General features: G+C 72.2%; 12 protein-coding genes. 6 read left to right on the top strand and 6 right to left on the bottom strand.

What is annotated here, in order from left to right; all coding sequences use genetic code 11:
* Nucleotides 1-26 precede the first annotated feature (26 nt).
* Together AB0N90_RS28010 and AB0N90_RS28005 are read right to left on the bottom strand one after the other, a co-directional pair.
* Complete coding sequence (locus AB0N90_RS28010; protein WP_365201270.1) at nucleotides 27-2,624, bottom strand: alpha-amylase family glycosyl hydrolase; 2,598 nt, start codon at nucleotides 2,622-2,624, stop codon at nucleotides 27-29.
* Nucleotides 2,625-2,849: 225 nt separating this feature from the next.
* Nucleotides 2,850-3,434, bottom strand: coding sequence for a hypothetical protein (locus AB0N90_RS28005; protein ID WP_365201267.1), 585 nt, complete (start codon nucleotides 3,432-3,434; stop codon nucleotides 2,850-2,852).
* 400 nt (nucleotides 3,435-3,834) lie between these two features.
* Here AB0N90_RS28005 and AB0N90_RS28000 point away from each other — a divergent pair, with 400 nt between their 5' ends.
* On the top strand, nucleotides 3,835-6,438 hold the full coding sequence (locus AB0N90_RS28000; RefSeq protein ID WP_365201265.1) for an amino acid permease: 2,604 nt from the start codon (nucleotides 3,835-3,837) through the stop codon (nucleotides 6,436-6,438).
* Here the strand turns inward: AB0N90_RS28000 and AB0N90_RS27995 are convergent.
* Nucleotides 6,392-7,606 (bottom strand): MFS transporter, encoded by a 1,215-nt coding sequence (locus AB0N90_RS27995; RefSeq protein WP_365201263.1) that lies wholly within the window; start codon nucleotides 7,604-7,606, stop codon nucleotides 6,392-6,394. The genes AB0N90_RS28000 and AB0N90_RS27995 overlap by 47 nt on opposite strands.
* A 94-nt stretch (nucleotides 7,607-7,700) precedes the next feature.
* On the opposite strand from AB0N90_RS27995, the gene AB0N90_RS27990 reads away from it, so the two are divergent.
* The 3 genes from AB0N90_RS27990 to AB0N90_RS27980 all read left to right on the top strand — a co-directional run bounded on the left by AB0N90_RS27990 (nucleotide 7,701) and on the right by AB0N90_RS27980 (nucleotide 10,155).
* Nucleotides 7,701-8,681, top strand: a complete 981-nt coding sequence (locus AB0N90_RS27990) for a winged helix-turn-helix domain-containing protein (RefSeq protein WP_365201260.1) — start codon at nucleotides 7,701-7,703, stop codon at nucleotides 8,679-8,681.
* Nucleotides 8,682-8,725: 44 nt separating this feature from the next.
* Nucleotides 8,726-9,214 (top strand): glutathione peroxidase, encoded by a 489-nt coding sequence (locus tag AB0N90_RS27985; protein WP_361674116.1) that lies wholly within the window; start codon nucleotides 8,726-8,728, stop codon nucleotides 9,212-9,214.
* Nucleotides 9,215-9,291: 77 nt separating this feature from the next.
* Nucleotides 9,292-10,155 carry a MerR family transcriptional regulator gene (locus tag AB0N90_RS27980; RefSeq protein WP_365201257.1) on the top strand — a complete coding sequence of 288 codons (864 nt, stop codon included), beginning with the start codon at nucleotides 9,292-9,294 and terminating at the stop codon, nucleotides 10,153-10,155.
* A gap of 157 nt (nucleotides 10,156-10,312) precedes the next feature.
* Here the strand turns inward: AB0N90_RS27980 and AB0N90_RS27975 are convergent, their stop codons facing one another.
* The 3 genes from AB0N90_RS27975 to AB0N90_RS27965 form a co-directional block, all read right to left on the bottom strand.
* Nucleotides 10,313-10,504 carry a DUF397 domain-containing protein gene (locus AB0N90_RS27975; RefSeq protein WP_365201254.1) on the bottom strand — a complete coding sequence of 64 codons (192 nt, stop codon included), beginning with the start codon at nucleotides 10,502-10,504 and terminating at the stop codon, nucleotides 10,313-10,315.
* A gap of 189 nt (nucleotides 10,505-10,693) precedes the next feature.
* Nucleotides 10,694-11,551, bottom strand: coding sequence for a helix-turn-helix transcriptional regulator (locus tag AB0N90_RS27970; protein ID WP_128790484.1), 858 nt, complete (start codon nucleotides 11,549-11,551; stop codon nucleotides 10,694-10,696).
* A 271-nt stretch (nucleotides 11,552-11,822) separates the two neighbouring features.
* Nucleotides 11,823-12,578 (bottom strand): GPP34 family phosphoprotein, encoded by a 756-nt coding sequence (locus AB0N90_RS27965; protein WP_365201251.1) that lies wholly within the window; start codon nucleotides 12,576-12,578, stop codon nucleotides 11,823-11,825.
* A 195-nt stretch (nucleotides 12,579-12,773) separates the two neighbouring features.
* Here AB0N90_RS27965 and AB0N90_RS27960 point away from each other — a divergent pair, with 195 nt between their 5' ends.
* Nucleotides 12,774-15,560 carry a D-alanyl-D-alanine carboxypeptidase gene (locus tag AB0N90_RS27960; RefSeq protein ID WP_365201248.1) on the top strand — a complete coding sequence of 929 codons (2,787 nt, stop codon included), beginning with the start codon at nucleotides 12,774-12,776 and terminating at the stop codon, nucleotides 15,558-15,560.
* Between the two features lie 196 nt (nucleotides 15,561-15,756).
* Complete coding sequence (locus AB0N90_RS27955; RefSeq protein WP_365201245.1) at nucleotides 15,757-17,655, top strand: MFS transporter; 1,899 nt, start codon at nucleotides 15,757-15,759, stop codon at nucleotides 17,653-17,655.
* The last annotated feature ends 118 nt before the right edge of the window (nucleotides 17,656-17,773 follow it).

Below are 17,773 nucleotides of genomic sequence, written 5' to 3'. Positions count from 1 at the left end.
GGCCAGGACGCACGAATGCGAGGTGGTCAGGTTCGGGTGAAGACGGTCACCGACCGAGGGTCGCAGGAGGTGTCCGTGGCGGAGGTGGCGCCGGAGGAGTCCAGGACCTTGGTCCAGGTGCCGGAGGGAAGGGTGGCGGAGTAGGCCGTGGTCGTCGGGTTGGCGACGACGATCGTGTCGGGGGTGGCCGGGGCGCCGGGGTCGGAGCTGATCCGGGCGATCACCGTGGCGCCGTCGACCTGGGTGGTCAGCTGGTTGTGGATCGCGGACCAGGTCGTCAGCCGCAGGGCCGCGGTGGCTTTGCGCAGGGCGATGGCGTCGCGGTAGTAGGTGAAGACGCTCGCGTTGGTGATCTTGTCGCCCCAGTGGATCGCGTTGACGCTGTCGGGGGCGTTGTAGGAGTTCTTGGCGGTGTCGTAGTCGCCGTTCACCACCTTGGAGCGGAGGAACTCGTCGCCCTCGGCGATGACGGGGACACCCTGTGAGGTCAGGACGGTCCCGACGGCGAGGCGGTCGATGCGGCCGGCCGTGCCGGTGGCGCCGCCGGTCGCGCCGGAGTAGGTGATCTTGTCGTAGAGGTTGAGGTTGTCGTGGATCGAGACGTAGTTCATCGTCTGGTCCGGGCGGTCGGCGAAGGCCGGTGTCCACAGGTCGGAGAGGGGCGCGGTGCTGTCGGCGTCGGTGGGTGAGCCGGTCAGGCCGAAGGCGATGGCCGACGGGTTGCCCGAACCGCCCATGAATCCCAGGACGTTGTCGTTGGTGCCGCCCCGGATGGCGTCCCGGTAGACGCCGTTGAAGGCGCCGAAGTGGACGGGGGCGAGCGCGGGCAGGGTGCCGTAGCGGACCTTCTGCGCCTCGTTCGGGTCGCCGGCGCCGCCGTTCCACGGTTCGCCGTAGAACATCAGGTCGCGGTCGGGGTAGGTGGTCTCCAGGTAATTCGCCCAGTTGTACGCGTCCTTGTAGTAGTGGACGCCCGCGAGGTCGAAGCGGAAGCCGTCGACGTCGTAGTCGCGGACCCAGTGTTCCAGCGAGTCCTGGATCATCCGGCTGACCATCGGGTCGCCGTCGTCGATCGAGTTGCCGGTGCCGGACAGATCGGTCCCGGTGTAGTACTTGCCGGTGATGCCGCCGAACACGCTCTTCGTGTACGTGTGGTTGTAGACCACGTCCATGATCACGCGGATCCCGTTGCGATGGAACTGGTCGACCATGTCCTTGTATTCGCGGATCCGGTCCTCGGGAGCGGTGAACTGCGAGTACTGCTCCTCCGGGGTGTTGTAGTCCACCGGGTCGTAGCCCCAGTTCGGCACCGTGCTGCCGAAGTCGAACGACGGCATCAACTGGACGGCGGTCACCCCGAGTTGCTTGAGGTGGTCGATGCCGGTCTTCACCCCGTCGTACGTCGTCCCCGTCTGCACCAGGCCGAGGAACTTGCCGCGCTTGGCCGCGTCGACGCCGGAGCTGGGGTCGACGGTGAAGTCGTGCGCGCTCAGCTCGTAGACGACCGCGTCCTCACGGTTGACCAGCGCCGGGCGGGGTCCCCAGCCGCCGGAGGAGGGAGTCACGGCGGCGGTGTCCACGACGACGCCCTGGGTGGTGCCGGGCTTGACCATCTGCGCGTACGGGTCGGGTACGGCGACGCCGCCCACCGAGAACTGGTAGGGCTGGTCCTTCAAGTCCCCTGGTACGACGGCCTGGTAGACGTCCGTGTAGCCGCTGAGGGTGGTCGCCGTCATGGCGTGGCTCGCGCCGCCGACGGTCACGGAGACGTTCGAGCTGTCCGGTGACCAGATGCGGAACGTGGTGGCGGCCGAGGTGTACAGCGCGCCCAGGGTGTTGAGCGGGGCGGTGGCTCCCTGGTTGCTCACCACGGTCATCAGGTGGGTCGCGGAGTTGAAGGAGAAGGTCGTACGGGCCCCGTCGGCCGGGACGGTGAAGGGGATGTTCGCGCCGCCGGCGGCGCCCGCCGCGCCGTAGTTGGTGTCCCAGGAGCGGCCGAGGGTGACCTTGGTGTTCCAGTCGCCGGCCGGGATGGCGGTGGTGGTGTAGGTGTAGACGCCGGTTCCGTCGGGGTCCGTCATGGTGGTCGTCGTACAGGTGGCGGACCAGTTCGCGGCGCAGCCGAGGCCGGACTGGTAGTCGCCGGCGGCGGTGACGACCGGCATCGCCGAGTTGTCGGTGACGACGTGGGTGTCGGGGTCGTAGACGAAGCTGACCTTCTCGCCGCCGGAGGGCACGGTCAGGGAGATGTTCGTGCCGTCCGGGACGCCGCCCAAGCCGTAGTTCTCGGTCCAGCCGTTGTCGACGGCGGCCTTGTAGGTGTAGCTGCCCGCGGGCAGGTCCAGCGAGGCCTTCCAGCGGCCGTCGGCCTGGAGCGTCATCTTCGCCTGGGCGCAGTCGGGTTGCCAGTCGGCGGCGCAGCCCAGCTCGGTGTCGAAGGTGCCCGCCAGGACGACCGAGGTCGGTGCGGTGGCGGCGAGGGCAGGGGCGGTGGACAGGCCGACGCTGCCGCCGCCCAGGAGGGCGATGGAGGCGGCGAGGGTGGCCGCTCGGCGGGCGGCGGTACGGAGGGAGTTGGTGCCTTGAGAAGAGGACGGTATTCGCCGGGAGAGTCTGCGGCTCATGGGACGACTGCCTCCAGGGCAGGTCACGGCACCGGCGCGGCCGGCCGCGCGCGGCCCCGGCACCGGCGCCTCGCGCACGGTGGACACGGCAGGGCGGACATGGCCCTGCCGGAGGCGCCGTGCCCTGACCGGTGGCACGGTTGCCCCGGGCGACGACGATCGCGCCGGGCCGACCGCCCGTCAAGGTGTCGTGCAAACTCTTTCCGGAACTTGCGGAAAGTTCCCTCAGTACCGCTCCGCCTTCGCCACCTCCGGCTTCAGGATCGGCTGCGGCGGCTGATGGCTGATGGCGTAGGGGCGGACCGTCTGGCCGGGGCGGACGTTCTCCGCGCCGACGTAGCGGGTCTCCACCACCTTGCCGTCCGGGTCGCGGAAGTCGACCTGGACGGCGAAGTTCGCCGTCTTGTCCGTGGAGTTGTGGATGTTGACATGGGCGGCCTGGAGGTCGTTCACCTGGGCGCGGGGGATGCCGCTCAGCGAGACGTCGGAGACGGCGTTGCCCCGGCCCTGGACGTTCGCCAGCCGCTTGTGGGCCTCCTGGTTCGCCCGTTCGGCCGCCGCGGCGACCGAGGCCTCGAACTCGTCGGCCCGAGCGGAGGCGGAGGAGGCCGCGGCGGAGGCGGACGCGCGGGCCGAGGCGACGGCGGAGGAGGCGGCCGAGGAGAGCGGGGAGGGCGGGGTGCCCGTGAAGGACTCCGTGGCGGGGGGCGTGGGGCTGGGCCTGACGGTCGTACCGCCGCCGTTGCTGTTGCCGCCGCCGCAGGCCGTGAGGGTCAGGGTGCCCGCGGTGGCCAGTACCGCGACGGCCACGCTCGCACTCCGGAAGCACCGGAAGCACCGGAGCCGCCAAAAGCTCCGGACCCGCAGCCGCCGTCCGCCCCTCGACACGCCGCTACCCATGGCATCCGTTCCCTTCCGGCCGACCCGTCGATGTCCGGTTGATCCGTGATCACCCGGTTACGGCCTCATGCTGCCCCACGGGGAACACGCACGCGACCGGGGCGTGGAGGGCGGGGGACGGAAGAGACGAGGAGAAGAGGGGAGAGGGGGTGAGGGCGGGCCACCCGTCGGCCGTCCCTGTATTTGCACGCCGCCCGCGCCCGCGTTGGAATCGAATGTGAGGCTTTTCGGGAGCAGGGGTGTGTCCGGGGGGCGGCCCGCTCCGGGCTCCGGGGTGGGGCGGAAGGGGCTTCGCGGGGACGCGCTGGGGATGTTCTCCTCGGTCGTCATGGCGCTGGCGTCGACCGGACCGGCGTACAGCCTGGCCGCCACGCTGGGGATCATCGTGGCGGGGGTCGGGCTGCAGGCGCCGATCGTGACCATGCTGGCGTTCGTGCCGATGCTGCTGATCGCGTACGCCTTCCGGGAGCTGAACGCGAGCGACGCGGACTGCGGGACGACCTTCACCTGGGCGACCCGGGCGTTCGGGCCGCGGACCGGGTGGATGGGCGGCTGGGGGCTGATCGTCGCCAACATCATCGTCATGGCGAACCTCGCCACCGTCGCCGGTGCCTACGGGTTCCGGCTGGTGGGTCTGGACTCGCTGAGCCAGAGCCGGCTGTGGGTCACGGTCGCGGGGGTCGTCTGGATCGGGCTGCTCACCGCGATCTGCTACGTCGGCATCACGGTCTCGGCGGCCGTACAGCGCTGGCTGCTGTGTCTGGAGGTCGCCGTCCTGCTGCTGTTCGCCGTCGCCGCGCTGATCCGCGTCTACACCGATCCGCCCGCGACCGCGATCCATGTCTCCGCGTCCTGGTTCAATCCCTTCGAGGTGTCCTCCGTACGGGCCCTGACCTCGGGCATCCTCGCGGGCGTCTTCATCTACTGGGGCTGGGACACCGCGGTGTCCGTCAACGAGGAGACCGTCGACAGCACCCGGATCCCCGGCCGGGCCGCCGTGCTCTCCCCCGTGCTGCTGCTGGTCATGTACGGGCTGGTCGCGACCGCCGCGCAGTCCTTCGCGGGCGTCGGCACCACCGGTATCGGGCTCGGCAACGCCGATCACCACGACGATGTGTTCTCGGGGCTGGGGGAAGCGGTCTTCGGCAGTGACGGCACCGGGCTGTTCCTGTCCCGGCTGCTGGTCCTGATGGTGCTGACCTCGGCGCTGGCCTCCGCGCAGACCACCATCCTGCCGCTGGCCAGGACCGTCTTCTCGATGGCCGTGCACAAGGCGGTGCCCGCCCGGTTCGCCCGGGTGCACCGCAGGTTCCTCACCCCGACCTGGGCCACGCTCGGCATGGGCGTGGCCTCCATCGCGCTGCTCGTCCTGCTGTCGTCGTTCAGCCGCAACGTCCTCGCCGACTCGGTCGACTCCGTCGGCCTCGCGATCGCCTTCCAGTACGGCCTGACCGGCTTCGCCTGCCTCTGGTACCACCGCAAGGTCCTCACCCGCAGCCCCCACGACCTGATCTGCAAGGGCCTGATGCCGGGGCTCGGGGGGCTGCTCATGGTGCTGCTGTTCGGGTACGCCGCCTTCGTCGTGTACGCCAAACCGGGGTACGGCGCGAGCACCGTCGACCTGCCCGTGGTCGGGCGGGTCGGCGGGGTGACCGTCCTCGGGCTCGGCACCCTCGCGATCGGCTTCCTGCTGCTGCCGGTCGTCACCCGGGGGCACAGCACGGCGCTCAAGCTCCAGCGCAGCCTGCTGCCGGGCCGGCTGCCCCCGCAGACCGCGTGCGAGACGGCGAGCCGCTATCTGCCCGCCGACAACGGGTCCGGGGTGGGCGGCGACTGGTACGACGTGATCCCGCTGTCCGGCACCCGGGTGGGCCTGGTCGTCGGGGACGTGCTCGGGCACGGGCTGCCCGCCGCCGCGACCATGGGCCGGCTGCGCACCGGACTGCGGGTCCTCGCCCGTCTCGATCTGTCCCCTGACGAGGTCCTCACCCGGCTCGACGACCTCGCCGAGCAGACCGCCCAGGAGCGCGCGCCCGCCCCGAGCGGCCCCGCCCCCGTGCCCGGCCATGCCCCGCCGCCCGCCGACGAGGCGCTGGTGACCTGCCTGTACGCGGTGTACGACCCGGTCTCCGGATGGTGCAGCATGGCGCGCGCGGGCGGGCCGCCGCCGGTGCTGGTGGCCGGGGACACGGGGGTCGCCCGGTGCCTCGACGTGCCGCCGGGGCCGCCGCTGGGGGTCGGCGGGCCGCCGTACCAGAACACCGAGCTGCGGCTCGCGCCCGGCAGTGTCCTCGCGCTGTTCACCGCCGGGCTGCTCCAGGCGGCCGATCGGCAGGACGCGGGGCTGCGCCGGCTCGCCGACTCCCTCACCGGCCATCGGGGGTCCCTCACCGGCCCTCGGGGATCCCTGACCGGCCCTCGGGGGTCCCTGACCGAGCTGTGCGAGCAGACGGTGAGCGCGATGCTGACCGGCGCGGTGGACGAGGACGCGACACTGCTGCTGGCCCGCACCCGGCTGCTCGACCGGACCCGGCTCGCCCAGTGGGAGCCGGCCGCCGATCCGGCCGCGGTCGCCGCCCTGCGCAGCAGCGTCGGCAAGCAGCTGGACGACTGGGGTCTTGACGAGCTGGCGTTCACCACCGAGGTCATCGTCAGCGAGCTCGTCACCAACGCCATCCGCTATGTCGGCGGCCCGATCCAGGTGCGCCTGATCCGGGACCGCACCCTGACCTGCGAGGTCTCCGACACCGGGCACACCACCCCGAATCTGCGGCACGCGGCGAGCGATGACGAGGGCGGCCGGGGGCTGTTCATCATCGCCCAGATGACCCAGCGCTGGGGCACCCGCTACACCCCGACCGGCAAGGTCATCTGGACGGAGCAGACCCTTCCACCGCCGCCGGTGCAGGGGTGATCAGCGGGCGAGGGGTACGGCGGCCCGCCGCGGCCAGGACGAGGGTCACGGCGACCGAGCCCGCCGCCATCAGGGCCATTCCCGCGGCCGGGGTGGTCAGTTGGGCCACCGCGCCCGCGGCGGCCGCGCTCACGCCCTGCATGGTCAGCATGCCGGACGAGTGCAACCCGAGGGCCTGGCCCGCGAGTTCGCCGGGGGTGAGGTCCATCAGCCGCTCCTGCTGCACGAGGCTCGCGCCGAAGCCGACGGAGGCGAGGGTGACGCAGAGCGCGGCGAGCGGCAGCGGCGGGTGGACGGCGAACGCCAGATAGGGCGCGGCGAGCAGGAGCAGCAGCGGTGTCGCCAGCCGCCGGCGCACCCCGGGCGGCAGCAGCCGGCCCACCGTGACGTCCCCGGCGAACATCCCGAGCGCCCCGCAGGCGAACAGGGTGCCGGCCGCGTGCGGGGCGTACGACACGTACAGGGACTCGCAGCCGACGACCATGCCGTTCGGGAGCCACAGGCCCAGATAGGTGAGGCGGCGTGAACGGTCCGACCACAGCGCGGAGTTGGCGCGCCAGGTGGCCGAGGCGGAGGGGCGGCCCGCGCTGCGCGGCGGGCGGGCGGACAGGCCGAGGCGCAGCGCGAGGGCGGCCGCCAGGTACAGGGCCGCCGACAGCAGCAGGCAGACGCGGGGCGACAGCGCGGCCAGCAGGGCGCCGCCGGTGGCGAATCCGGCGATCTGGGTCAGGCCGCTCATCATGTTGAACACCGAACGCCCGGGCAGATAGCCGTCCTTGGCGAGGATCTCGTTGAGCAGGCCCCAGCGGACCCCGCCGCCGAGCGAGGCCACCAGTCCCATCGCGAGCAGCACGGCGAAGACCGCGCCGACCGGCAGTGCGGGCAGCGCCTGGAGCGCGGTGCCGGCCGCGAAGACGAGCGCGATCGCCGTCAGAGCCCTGCGGGGTGGCAGCCGGTCGGCGCCGGACAACAGGACGGTGGCGCCGAGGACTTGGGCGAGGGAGGGGCCGAACATGCTCACCGCCGACAGCAGCGGGGAGCCGGTGGCCCGGTAGACGAGGGTGGCGAGGGCGAGGCCGCCGACGGTGCCGGCCGCCGTCTGGGCGGCCGAGCCGAGGAAGAGCGGGGTGAACTCGGGGGTGCGGAACAGGGATCTGTAGCTGGTCACACCGGGGAGTCTCGGCCGGGGCGGGCCGGGCCGTTATTGTTTCGCGGCAGTGCGAAAGGTCGTACCGCGTGCAGTGGTTCGGGGGTGGTGAACGGTGGGCTGGTGGGAGGTCAACGCGGACACGCTCGCGCGCAGCCGGTTCGTGATCTCGCCGCTCGCGGAGACGTTCGCGCGGCTGAAGCTGCTGCACGCGGGCGAGGCGGCGCATCCCGGTGAGCGGGACTGGCTGCGGGCCCATCTGCCCTCGTACCACGCCCTGTTGGCCGCCGATCCGGTGACGGACCGGCTGGTGCGGGCGGGCCTCGGGCGGGAGTGGATCGCCGACTTCCTCACACCCACGCCCCGCGACGGGGAGGAGTTCGCCGCGGAGGTCGCCCGGGTGCGCTCGGTCGCGCCGGACCTCGCCCGGGGGCATCTGCGCACCGCCCTCGCCGGACCGCTGCCCGCCGTGCTGGACCGGGAGGACCTGCCCGAGCGGGCGGCCGCGCTCCTGGAGTGGGTGTGGCGGGCGGCCGTACGGCCGTACTGGGAGCGGCAGCGCCGGGTGCTGGAGGCGGATGTGGTCGCGCGGACGGCGCAGGCCGGGCGGGGCGGCTGGGTGAGCGTGCTGGACTCGCTGCGGCCGGGCCGTACCCGGTGGCTGGGGCAGAACCGGCTCCAGATCAATCTGCACGAGTACCCGCCGCGCGAGATCTCCGGCGCCGAGATGCTCTTCGTGCCGGTCACCCCGCAGCGGCACGGCTGGGTGTCCTGGGACGACGGGGAGCGGTACGCGCTGGTCTACCCCTGCGCGGGCGTCCTCGCCGATGCCGGGGCCCGCGCGGTCCCGGCCGCCCTCGGGGCCCTGCTCGGCCCGGCCCGCGCGGGCGTCCTGGCCCTCCTCGACTCCCCCATGACCACCAGCCAGTTGACGGCGGTGACTGGCCAGGGGCTCGGTTCGGTCGGGCGGCATCTGAAGGTGCTGCGGGAGGCGGGGCTGGTGGTGGGGCGCAGGACCGGGCGGTCGGTGCTGTACGGCAGGACGGCGGCCGGGGACACGGTGGTGGCGGCGGCCGCACCCGCCGAGCCGGGGTGACCGGCGCCGCCCGCAGGACATCTCGGCCGCATACCATCGCGCCCATGACCACTGTGCTGAACACCGAGATCGGCGCCCTCACCGGCGGCGCCGCGAACCTGCCGCAGTACGCGGGCAAGGCCGTCCTCATCGTGAACGTGGCCTCCAAGTGCGGCCTGACCCCGCAGTACGCGGGCCTGGAGAAGCTCCAGGAGCGCTACGCCGGGCGCGGCTTCACCGTGCTGGGCGTGCCGTGCAACCAGTTCCTCGGGCAGGAGCCGGGCAGCGCCGAGGAGATCGCCGAGTTCTGCTCGGCGACCTACGGCGTGACCTTCCCGCTGACCGAGAAGGTGGAGGTGAACGGCGAGGACCGGCACCCCCTCTATGAGCGCCTGGTGGGCTTCGCGGACGAGGCGGGCCACAGCGGCGACATCCGCTGGAACTTCGAGAAGTTCCTGATCGGCCGGGACGGCACCGTCGTCGCCCGGTTCTCGCCGCAGGCCGAGCCGGAGTCGGCGGAGGTCGTCGCGGCGATCGAGGCCCAGCTCGGCTGACCACGCTTGACCTTGCCCCTGGGGCAGGGCGGAGCGTCGCTGTCGCCGGGCGGGAAGGAACCGCCCGGCGACGGAGGATGACATCGGTGCACGAGGATCTGCTCACCATCGGGGCGTTCGCCGCGCGGGCCCGGCTGTCCGCCAAGGCCCTGCGGCTGTACGACCGCCTCGGCCTGCTCGCCCCGGCGTACGTCGACGAGTCGAGCGGCTACCGCTACTACCGCGCCGCCCAGGTGGAGCGCGCCCGGCTGGTCGCCCTGCTGCGGCAGCTGGACATGCCGCTGGCCCGGATCGCCGAGGTGGCCGGGGCCGAGGGCGCCGAGGCGGCCCGGCTGCTGGACGCCTACTGGGCGGACGTGGAGGCCCGGGTGGCCGGGCAGCGGACCCTCGCCGAGTACCTCCGTGGACGGCTGTCCGGGAGGAGTGACGAGATGTACGGGAAGTTCGCGGTCGAGACGGTGGACGTGCCGGCGCGGGTGGTGATCACCGAGTCGCGGCACACGCTGGCGGACGAGCTGCCCGCCTGGATCGGCGCCGCGCTGGGACGGCTGGAGGCGGCCGCCCAGGAGTGCGGGGGTGTGGCGGCGGCGCCGTTCGTCGTCTACCACGCCGAGGTGTCGATGGAGAGCGACGGGCCCGCGCAGGCCTGTGTGCCGGTGGCCGACGAGGCGGCGGCGCGGGCCTGGGCCGGGCGGCAGGGGCGGGGCCGGGAGACCGGGGTGCGGGTGGAGCCGGCGGCCCGGCTGGCGTATGTCCGGATCACCAAGGCGCAGGTGGCGCATCCGCAGATCCTCGCCGCGTTCGAGGCGGTGGAGGAGTGGCTGGGCCGGGAGGGGCTGGAGCCGGCCGGGCCCTGCCGGGAGATCTACTTCGCCGACTGGGCGGCGGCGGGACCCGAGGACCCGGTGTGCGACGTGGCGTTCCCGGTGCGAGCCCGCTGAGGCGGTGCACGCTCACCGAGGCGGTCCGGCCCCGCCGGGGGCCGGGCACGACCGAGCCCTCTCGGCAAGGACGGCGTCTGGTCGAGAGGGCTCTTGGGTGGTGCGTGTGCAGTTGTGATCGCCGGAACGAGGATCAGGGACGAGGCCCGCGAGCCCCTTACGCCTTGACCGAGGCCACGAAAGCGTTCCACGCGTCGGCGGGGAAGGCCAGGATCGCGCCCTCGGCGACCTTGGAGTCACGGACGGCCAGTTCGGCGGTGACGGGCGACTTGACCTCCACGCAGGCGCCGTTGCCCGCGGAGTAGGAGGACTTCAGCCACGTCTCCGAAGCGCCCTGAATCAGTGCCATGTCCACTCCTGTGTGCGAGTTGCGATAGTGCGGGTTCACGCCAACCCGATGTCCGATTGGCGTGATCGACGCTACCGGGCAACTGCCGTGGCCGGAGCGGACGTTCACTCGACCGGATGGCATATTCCAACGTACCTTCCACGGGAGCGCGCCCACCCTGTAGGATCACGCGCCGCCCGTGGCCGGGCCCTATTCCGTGTACCGCTGCGCCGTCTCGTCGATCAGCTGCCGGGACGCCTCCACGCTGAGGGACTGGGCCCGCAGATGCTCGTACATCACGGCGTACTTCTGCACGTCCTGGGCCTTCTCCAGATACAGGTCGCTGGTGACGCCCTCCAGGTAGACCACGCTGGAGTCGGCCGCGTCGGCGAACTCCAGGATCGCGTACTGGCCGTTGAGCCCAGGATGCGCGCCCACCTCGAACGGCATCACCTGCACGGTGACATGGGGCAGCTCGGACAGCTTCAGGAGATGCTCCAGCTGCTCGCGCATCACGCGCTTGCCGCCGACGACCCGGTGCAGCGCGGCCTCGTCCAGGACGATCCAGAGCCGCAGCGGTTCCTTCTCGGTGGTGATCCGCTCCTGGCGGCGCATGCGCACGCCCACGCGCTTCTCGATCTCCGCGGCCGAGGTCTCCGGCAGCGCGCCCCGCACCAGCGCCTCGGCGTACGCCGGGGTCTGGAGCAGACCGGTGACGATCTGGGGTTCGTAGACCCGCAGCGACTCGGCGTCGGTCTCCAGACCGATGTACACGCTGTACGGGATGTCCCCGAAGGTGTGCCACCAGCCCTGCTGTCTGGAGTCCCGGGCCATCTCCATCAGCGAGTCCACGACCCGCTGGTCCTCGACCTCGTAGACGCCGCACAGATCGCGCACATCGCGCTGGCTGATGCTGCGGCGGCCGTTCTCCAGACGGCTGATCTTCGACTGGGACACGAGCAGACGCTCGGCGACCTCTTCGGCCGTCATGTTCTTCTGCTCGCGGAGTTTTCGAAGCTCCTGGCCCAGCCGGCGCCGCCTAACGGTGGGATTGACATTGGACGCCACGGGACGCGCACCTCCGGCTGCTGCCTGTACTGACACTTTCCGTATCTGCTGCTGAGCAGATTGCCACCAAGGCGCTCACCGGCGCTGGGAAATGCTCGATATGCGGCACGCATGCGTGTCTGTTCGGGCGCCGGCTTCACGCGGACCGCCCGGGACGGGCGCGGTTCCGGATACGGCCGAGCGGGGTGGCGGGACCCGGAGGTCCCACCACCCCGCTCGGCCTGCGGCTCCCGAACCGGGCCTGTGGGGACGATCGTTGCGGCGCGGCGGATCAGTGGGCCACGGCACGGGCCATGGACCCGTGGCGCGGCTGCATCGGCACCCCGTGCGCGGGTTCGGCCGCGGGCCGGGGTCCCGGCCCAGGCGGCCGGCCCGTGACGGCCGGAGCGCGGCGCGGCTGTGCGGCCGCGCCGTTCTGCACGTCCATCACGGCGTGCGCGACGAGCCCGCCCATGGGGTCGTGCCGGATCAGATCCCGCAGCCGGGAACGGGACGATCGGCCCTCGTTGCCCGGATACAGATGCTTGCCCAGCCCGACGGCGTGCGCCAGGGCGGCGAGCGCCGCGGTCCGCGGGTCCGGCGGTACGCCGGTGCGGATCGCGGAGTCCAGCCGGCCGCGGATCTCCCGGCTGATGGCCGTCTCCGTCGCCTGGTAGCGCGTCGTCGGCAGCACTCCGCACATCTGGCCCGGCACCGCGGCGACCATGCCGCACCGCTCCAGATGCGAAAGGTACGTCTGGCGCAGCCCCAGCCGGGGCCCGCCGATCCAGTGGACGGCTCGCACCGGAGCGCCGCGCCTTCGCAGCAACTCCAACGCGCAGTCCAGAGTTGGATCTCCTGTCGGCCGTGGCACCACCACGGCGATACGATCCCCGTCTGGGGCTATCCGTCCGGCCAGCGCCAGCTCCACTAGCTGTGCACCGGCCAGACCGAGGTCGAGCGACTGCGGCTGTGCAGTGGTACCCGTGGTCGGGTCCAGTGCCAGCAGCAGAAGCTCCTCCGGAAGTGTTCTGCGGCTCCTGCCCATCCATGCCTCCCCGCGTGGATGAATGACAGGGTGACCCCTCTCACATTGGTCTGTCGAGGGTGCGTGACCGGTTCGTGAGGGAACCGGTAGGTATGTCGTTCTCGTCTACCACAGGGGCCAAGCCCTCACACAGGACACTGGTACATGGTTCGGACAGGGCGCGCGCGTAGGCGTGCGGCGCATGAGGAGGCATCGGTGGCGGGCGAGTCCCCCGACAGGTCGAAGCAGCGCGAGTCGTCGGCAGGAGCGACGTCGGGGCACGCGGATTCGGTTCCCGAGGCCCGCGATCCCCGCCTCGCGGTGGCCCGGGGCGGGTCCGGTGCGAGCACCGGGGCCGGTGCGGGTGCCGGTGGCGGGCAAAAGGATTCCTCGAACGGCGGCACGGACACCGCGACGAAGGTGTTCCGCACCCCCGCGATCGAGGAGGACACCGCCCTGCGCAACGCGGTCTCGTCATGGGTCCGGGACGCGGACGAGCCGGAGGCGTCAACGGACGCTGCCACGAAGGACGCCGAGGGCCCCGAGGCCACGGCGGCCGACACGGACGCCGAGGGCGACGCGGACGCGCGGGGAACGACGGGCGCGATAAACGGCGGCGCCGCGGGGAGCGGCGCGGACGCGGGGACGGCTGACGCCGACTCCGGTGCGGACACGGGGACGGCTCACGGCGACTCCGACGCAGACACGGGGACGGCTCACGGCGACTCCGGTGCGGACGCGAAGGCGGCCGCCGAGGGCAACGGCGCGGAGGCGGCCGCCGGTTCCGGCGCGAAGGCCGACGGCGCGGACGCCGGGGCCGAGGTTCCGGCGGGCGACACGGACGCCGGAGCGAAGGCCGGTGCCGGGCAGAAGACCGCCGGCGCCGGGAGCGTGAAGGCGGGTGCCGACGACGACGGCAAGGGCGAGGGCGAGGGCGAGAAGGCCCCGGCAGGCGCCGAGGCGGCGACCGACGCGGGCGAGGGTTCGAAGCCGGGCGCCGACGACGGCAGCGCGAAGGCCGACGCCGAGGCGGAGGCCCTGGCGGACGGCGCGGCCGCGAAGGCGAGCGACGGTGCGGAGTCCGGCACCGGTGCGAAGGCCGCTTCCGGTACGAAGGCCGACGCTCGGTCGAAGACCCCGGCGGGCGCCGACACCAAGGGCGCCGCGGGCGCGAAGGCCGACGCCGGTACGAAGGCCGCCGCTCAGCCGAAGGCTCCGGCAGGTGCCGGCGTCGCGGGTGCGAAGGCGGACGCCGACGCGGAAAGTGGCGCCGACGCGAAGGGCGACACCGGCGCCGACGCGAAGGCGGACGCCGAGGCGAAGAGCGGCGGCAAGGCCGAGCGCGGTGCCGAGGCGAAGGACGCCGACGGCGCGGAGGACCCGCAGGGGCCGCCCGCGGCCGACGGCGAGAGCCGCACGGGTGGTGCGGGTGGGAAGACGGCCGGAGGCGGAGTCGAGGCCAAGGCCAAGACCGGCGGAGCGGACGCCGTCGACCAGCCGACCGCCATCTTCAAGGCCGTACGCCCCAAGGACCAGGTCGACCAGCCCACGACGATGCTCAAGGTCGGCAAGGGGGCCAAGCAGGACGAGCCCGAGTCCGAGCGCACCAGCAAGTTCGTCGCGCTCAAGGACGACGTCCGGCACAAGCCCGCGTCCGCGCCGGCCGACGAGACCACCGCCGTCCCCCAGATCGGCCCCGAGCGCACCACCCAGCAGCCCCTGCCCCCCAAGCCCCCGCTCGACCTCCTCGCGGAGCTGACCAATACCCCGCCGCCCCCGGAGACCCCGGTCCGCACGGCCCTGCGGCGGGTCAAGATCTGGACCCCGCTGGTCCTCCTGCTGGTGATCATCTTCGCGGTCGTACAGACCCTGCGCCCCCTCCCGTCCCCCACCCTCGCGCTGACCGCGAAGGACAGCTACACCTTCGACGGCGGCCGGGTGAACCTGCCGTGGCCGAGCGAGGGCCAGGGCTGGATGGACGGCGACGGCATCGGCACGATGGGGAACTTCGGCAAGCAGACCCCCGTCGCCATCGGCTCGGTCGCCAAGACGATGACCGCGTACATCATCCTGCGCGACCACCCGCTGAAGCCGGGCCAGGAGGGCCCGAAGATCAAGGTGGACGCCACGGCGGAGAAGGAGGCCGGCTACAGCAAGGACGGTGAGTCGACCCTCGACACCGTCCACGCCGGCGACACCCTCACGGAGAAGCAGGCCCTGTCGGCCGTCATGATCCCCTCCGCCAACAACATCGCCCGGCTGCTGGCCCGCTGGGACGCGGGCTCGGAGGCGGCGTTCGTGAAGAAGATGAACGCCACCGCCAAGGAGCTGGGGATGACCGGTACGACGTACACCGACCCCTCGGGTCTGAAGGAGACCACCGTCTCCACCGCCCAGGACCAGGTGAAGATCGGCCGCGCGGTCGTCAAGATCCCCGCCCTGGTCGCCATCACCAGCGCCGCCAGCTGGACCGACCCCTCCGGCCACAACTGGCGGAACTACAACGATCTCCCCATCCTGGTCGGCGCCATCGGCATCAAGACCGGCAGCACCACCGCGGCCGGCGGCAACCTGCTGTTCGCCGCCCGCAAGAAGGTCGGCGGCCAGACGGTGACCGTCGTCGGCGCGATCCTCGGCCAGCACAAGCCGTCGATCCTGGACACGGTCAACGCGGTCAGCAAGACCGCCCTGCTCGGCGCCGAGAACGCGCTGACCTCGGCGAAGATCCTGAAGAAGGGCGATGTCGTCGGCTATGTGGACGACCGGCTCGGCGGGCAGACCCCGATCGTGGTCACCCAGGACGTCACCGCGGTCGGCTGGTCGGGCCTGAAGGTGAAGCTGTCCTTCGCCTCCGACACCGTCCCGCACACCGCGAAGGCCGGCACCAAGGTCGGCACCCTCACGGTGGGCGACGGCAGCACGGCCGGCATCAAGGTCCCGGTGGCCCTCCAGCGGGATCTGGCCGAGCCCGGCTTCGGCGCGAAGCTCACCCGCATCGGCTGACCGCACGCCCCGCACACCCCCGCGCACCCCGTCACGGCGCCCCACCCGGGCGCCCCGTGGCGGGGTGCGTGCTAGCGTCACGAATCGGGGCAGGTCGCCGGTTCCCGGGACACGGCCGCGAACTGGACGAGAAGCGGCCGGGAACACCGAAGAAAACGGCCGAGAACAGAAGACGGGACACGGGGAGTGCCTTCAGGTGGCCACTGCGGAGCCGACACGCGCCGACGACGCCGGACCGGGCCCGGAAAACGGCCCACGAATACGCCTGTCCACGCCTGACGCGGACACCGGCGCGGACGCGGGCACCGCCGCGAAGGGTCGTACGAGCGTCCCCGCGAGCGGTCGTACGGACGTACCCGGCGGCCGCCGCCTCACCCGCCTCCTCGCGCCCCTCGAACCCCTTCGCGCCCGTATGCTGCGCCACCCCGTGCTGTGGGTCACCGTGCTCGCGGGCGTGCTGCACATCATCTGGTTCTTCACGTTCGCGAACAGCGGCGGCGATCTCGCGGCGCAGGACGCCTGGGCGGAGTTCGTCGGCCGGCACCCGGACTCGGCGTACAACCTCGCCTGGTACGGGGGCATGCACCCGGTGTCGTACAGCGTGGTGTCGCCGTATCTGATGGCGGTCCTCGGCGTCCGTACGACGATGATGATCGCCGGCACCGTCTCGGCGGGCCTGCTGACGCTGATCCTCATCCGCAGCCGGGCCGTGCGGAACCCCCTGTGGGTCTCGATGGCCGGGGTCTTCGCGCTGCTGTGCAACGCGATGTCGGGCCGGGTGACCTTCGGGCTCGGCACGATGATCGCGCTCGGCGCGGTGGCGGCGGTGTTCTGCTGGCCGTACCGCTGGCGGCACAAACGCTGGGCGAAGGCGGCGGTGGCGGCCCCGCTGGCCGGGCTCTCCACCATGGCCTCGCCGGTCTCCGGACTGTTCGTCGGCCTGGTCGCGGTCGCACTGTTTCTGCAGAAGCGACGGCCGGGCGCGTGGGCGCTCGGGCTGGCACCGGCGGCGGTGGTGGCCGCGTCGTACTTCCTCTTCCCCTTCTCCGGCACCCAGCCGATGACGATCGGCTCGGTCAGCCTGCCGCTGATATACGGGCTGCTCTGCCTGTTCCTGGTGCCGAAGGAGTGGATCACGGTCCGGCTGACGGCGGCCGTCTACAGCGCCATGGTGGTGGCGGTGTGGGTGGTCAGCTCGCAGATCGGTTCGAACATCTCGCGGCTGCCGATGCTGTTCGCGGGCGCGACGCTGATCGCGGCGCTGCCGTTCACCGTGCCGAAGTCGCGCAAGTGGTACGCGACGGTGGTGGCGTTCCTGGGGTTCGTCGGGTGGATCGGCTACAAGTCGGTCGACGACATCGTGCACACGACCCCGACCGCGTCCTGGGCGCACGAGCTGGCGCCGCTGGTCAACCAGTTGCAGAAGGTCGGCGCGGAGCGGGGGCGGGTGGAGGTCGTACCGGCGCGTTCGCACCGCGAGGCGTCCGCGCTCGCGCCGTACGTCAACCTGGCGCGGGGCTGGAACCGGCAGGCCGACATGGAGCGCAACCCGCTCTTCTACGACGACACGCTCAACTCGGCGAACTACCACGAGTGGCTCCAGCGGTGGGCCGTGCACTTCGTGGTGCTGCCCAAGGACAACCCGGACGGGGACGGCGGCGAGCGCGAGCGGCAGCTGCTGCGGCGCGGGATGCCGTACCTGACGCAGATCTGGGGCGATGCCAACTGGCAGCTGTTCCAGGTGACCGACCCGACCCCGCTGGCCGAGCCGAACGCGCGGGTGGACCGTGCCGAGCAGGGCGAGATGACCCTGGACGTGCGCAAGGCCGGCCGGATCCTGATCCGGATCCCCTACTCCCCCTGGCTCAGCGTGGTCGACGCCCATGGCAAGAGCCTGAAGGGCCCGCAGGTGATCCCCTCGCCGCCGGGCACGGAGAAGAAGTACCGCAATGTCAACGGGTGCCTCATGGAGACGCCCGAGGACGCGAACGGCGACAAGTGGACGATGCTGATCGCGCCGCGGGCGGGCACGTACCGGCTTGCCGCCCCGTACCAGCTGCCCCGGGGCACGCCGTGCCCCGACGCCCTGAAGTAGGTGCCTGGGGTCCGGACGAGAGGCCCTAGTACTGCAACGGTGTTTGCTGTGACTGGTGGCGAAGGTCAGGGGATGTGTCCGCGTCGTTTGTAGTGACTGGTGCGGGCCTGGTGCTGTC

This window comes from Streptomyces sp. NPDC093018, assembly GCF_040684035.1.
In the GTDB taxonomy this organism is placed as follows: Bacteria; Actinomycetota; Actinomycetes; order Streptomycetales; family Streptomycetaceae; genus Streptomyces; species Streptomyces murinus.
This window is presented reverse-complemented; position numbering and strand designations above follow the sequence as displayed.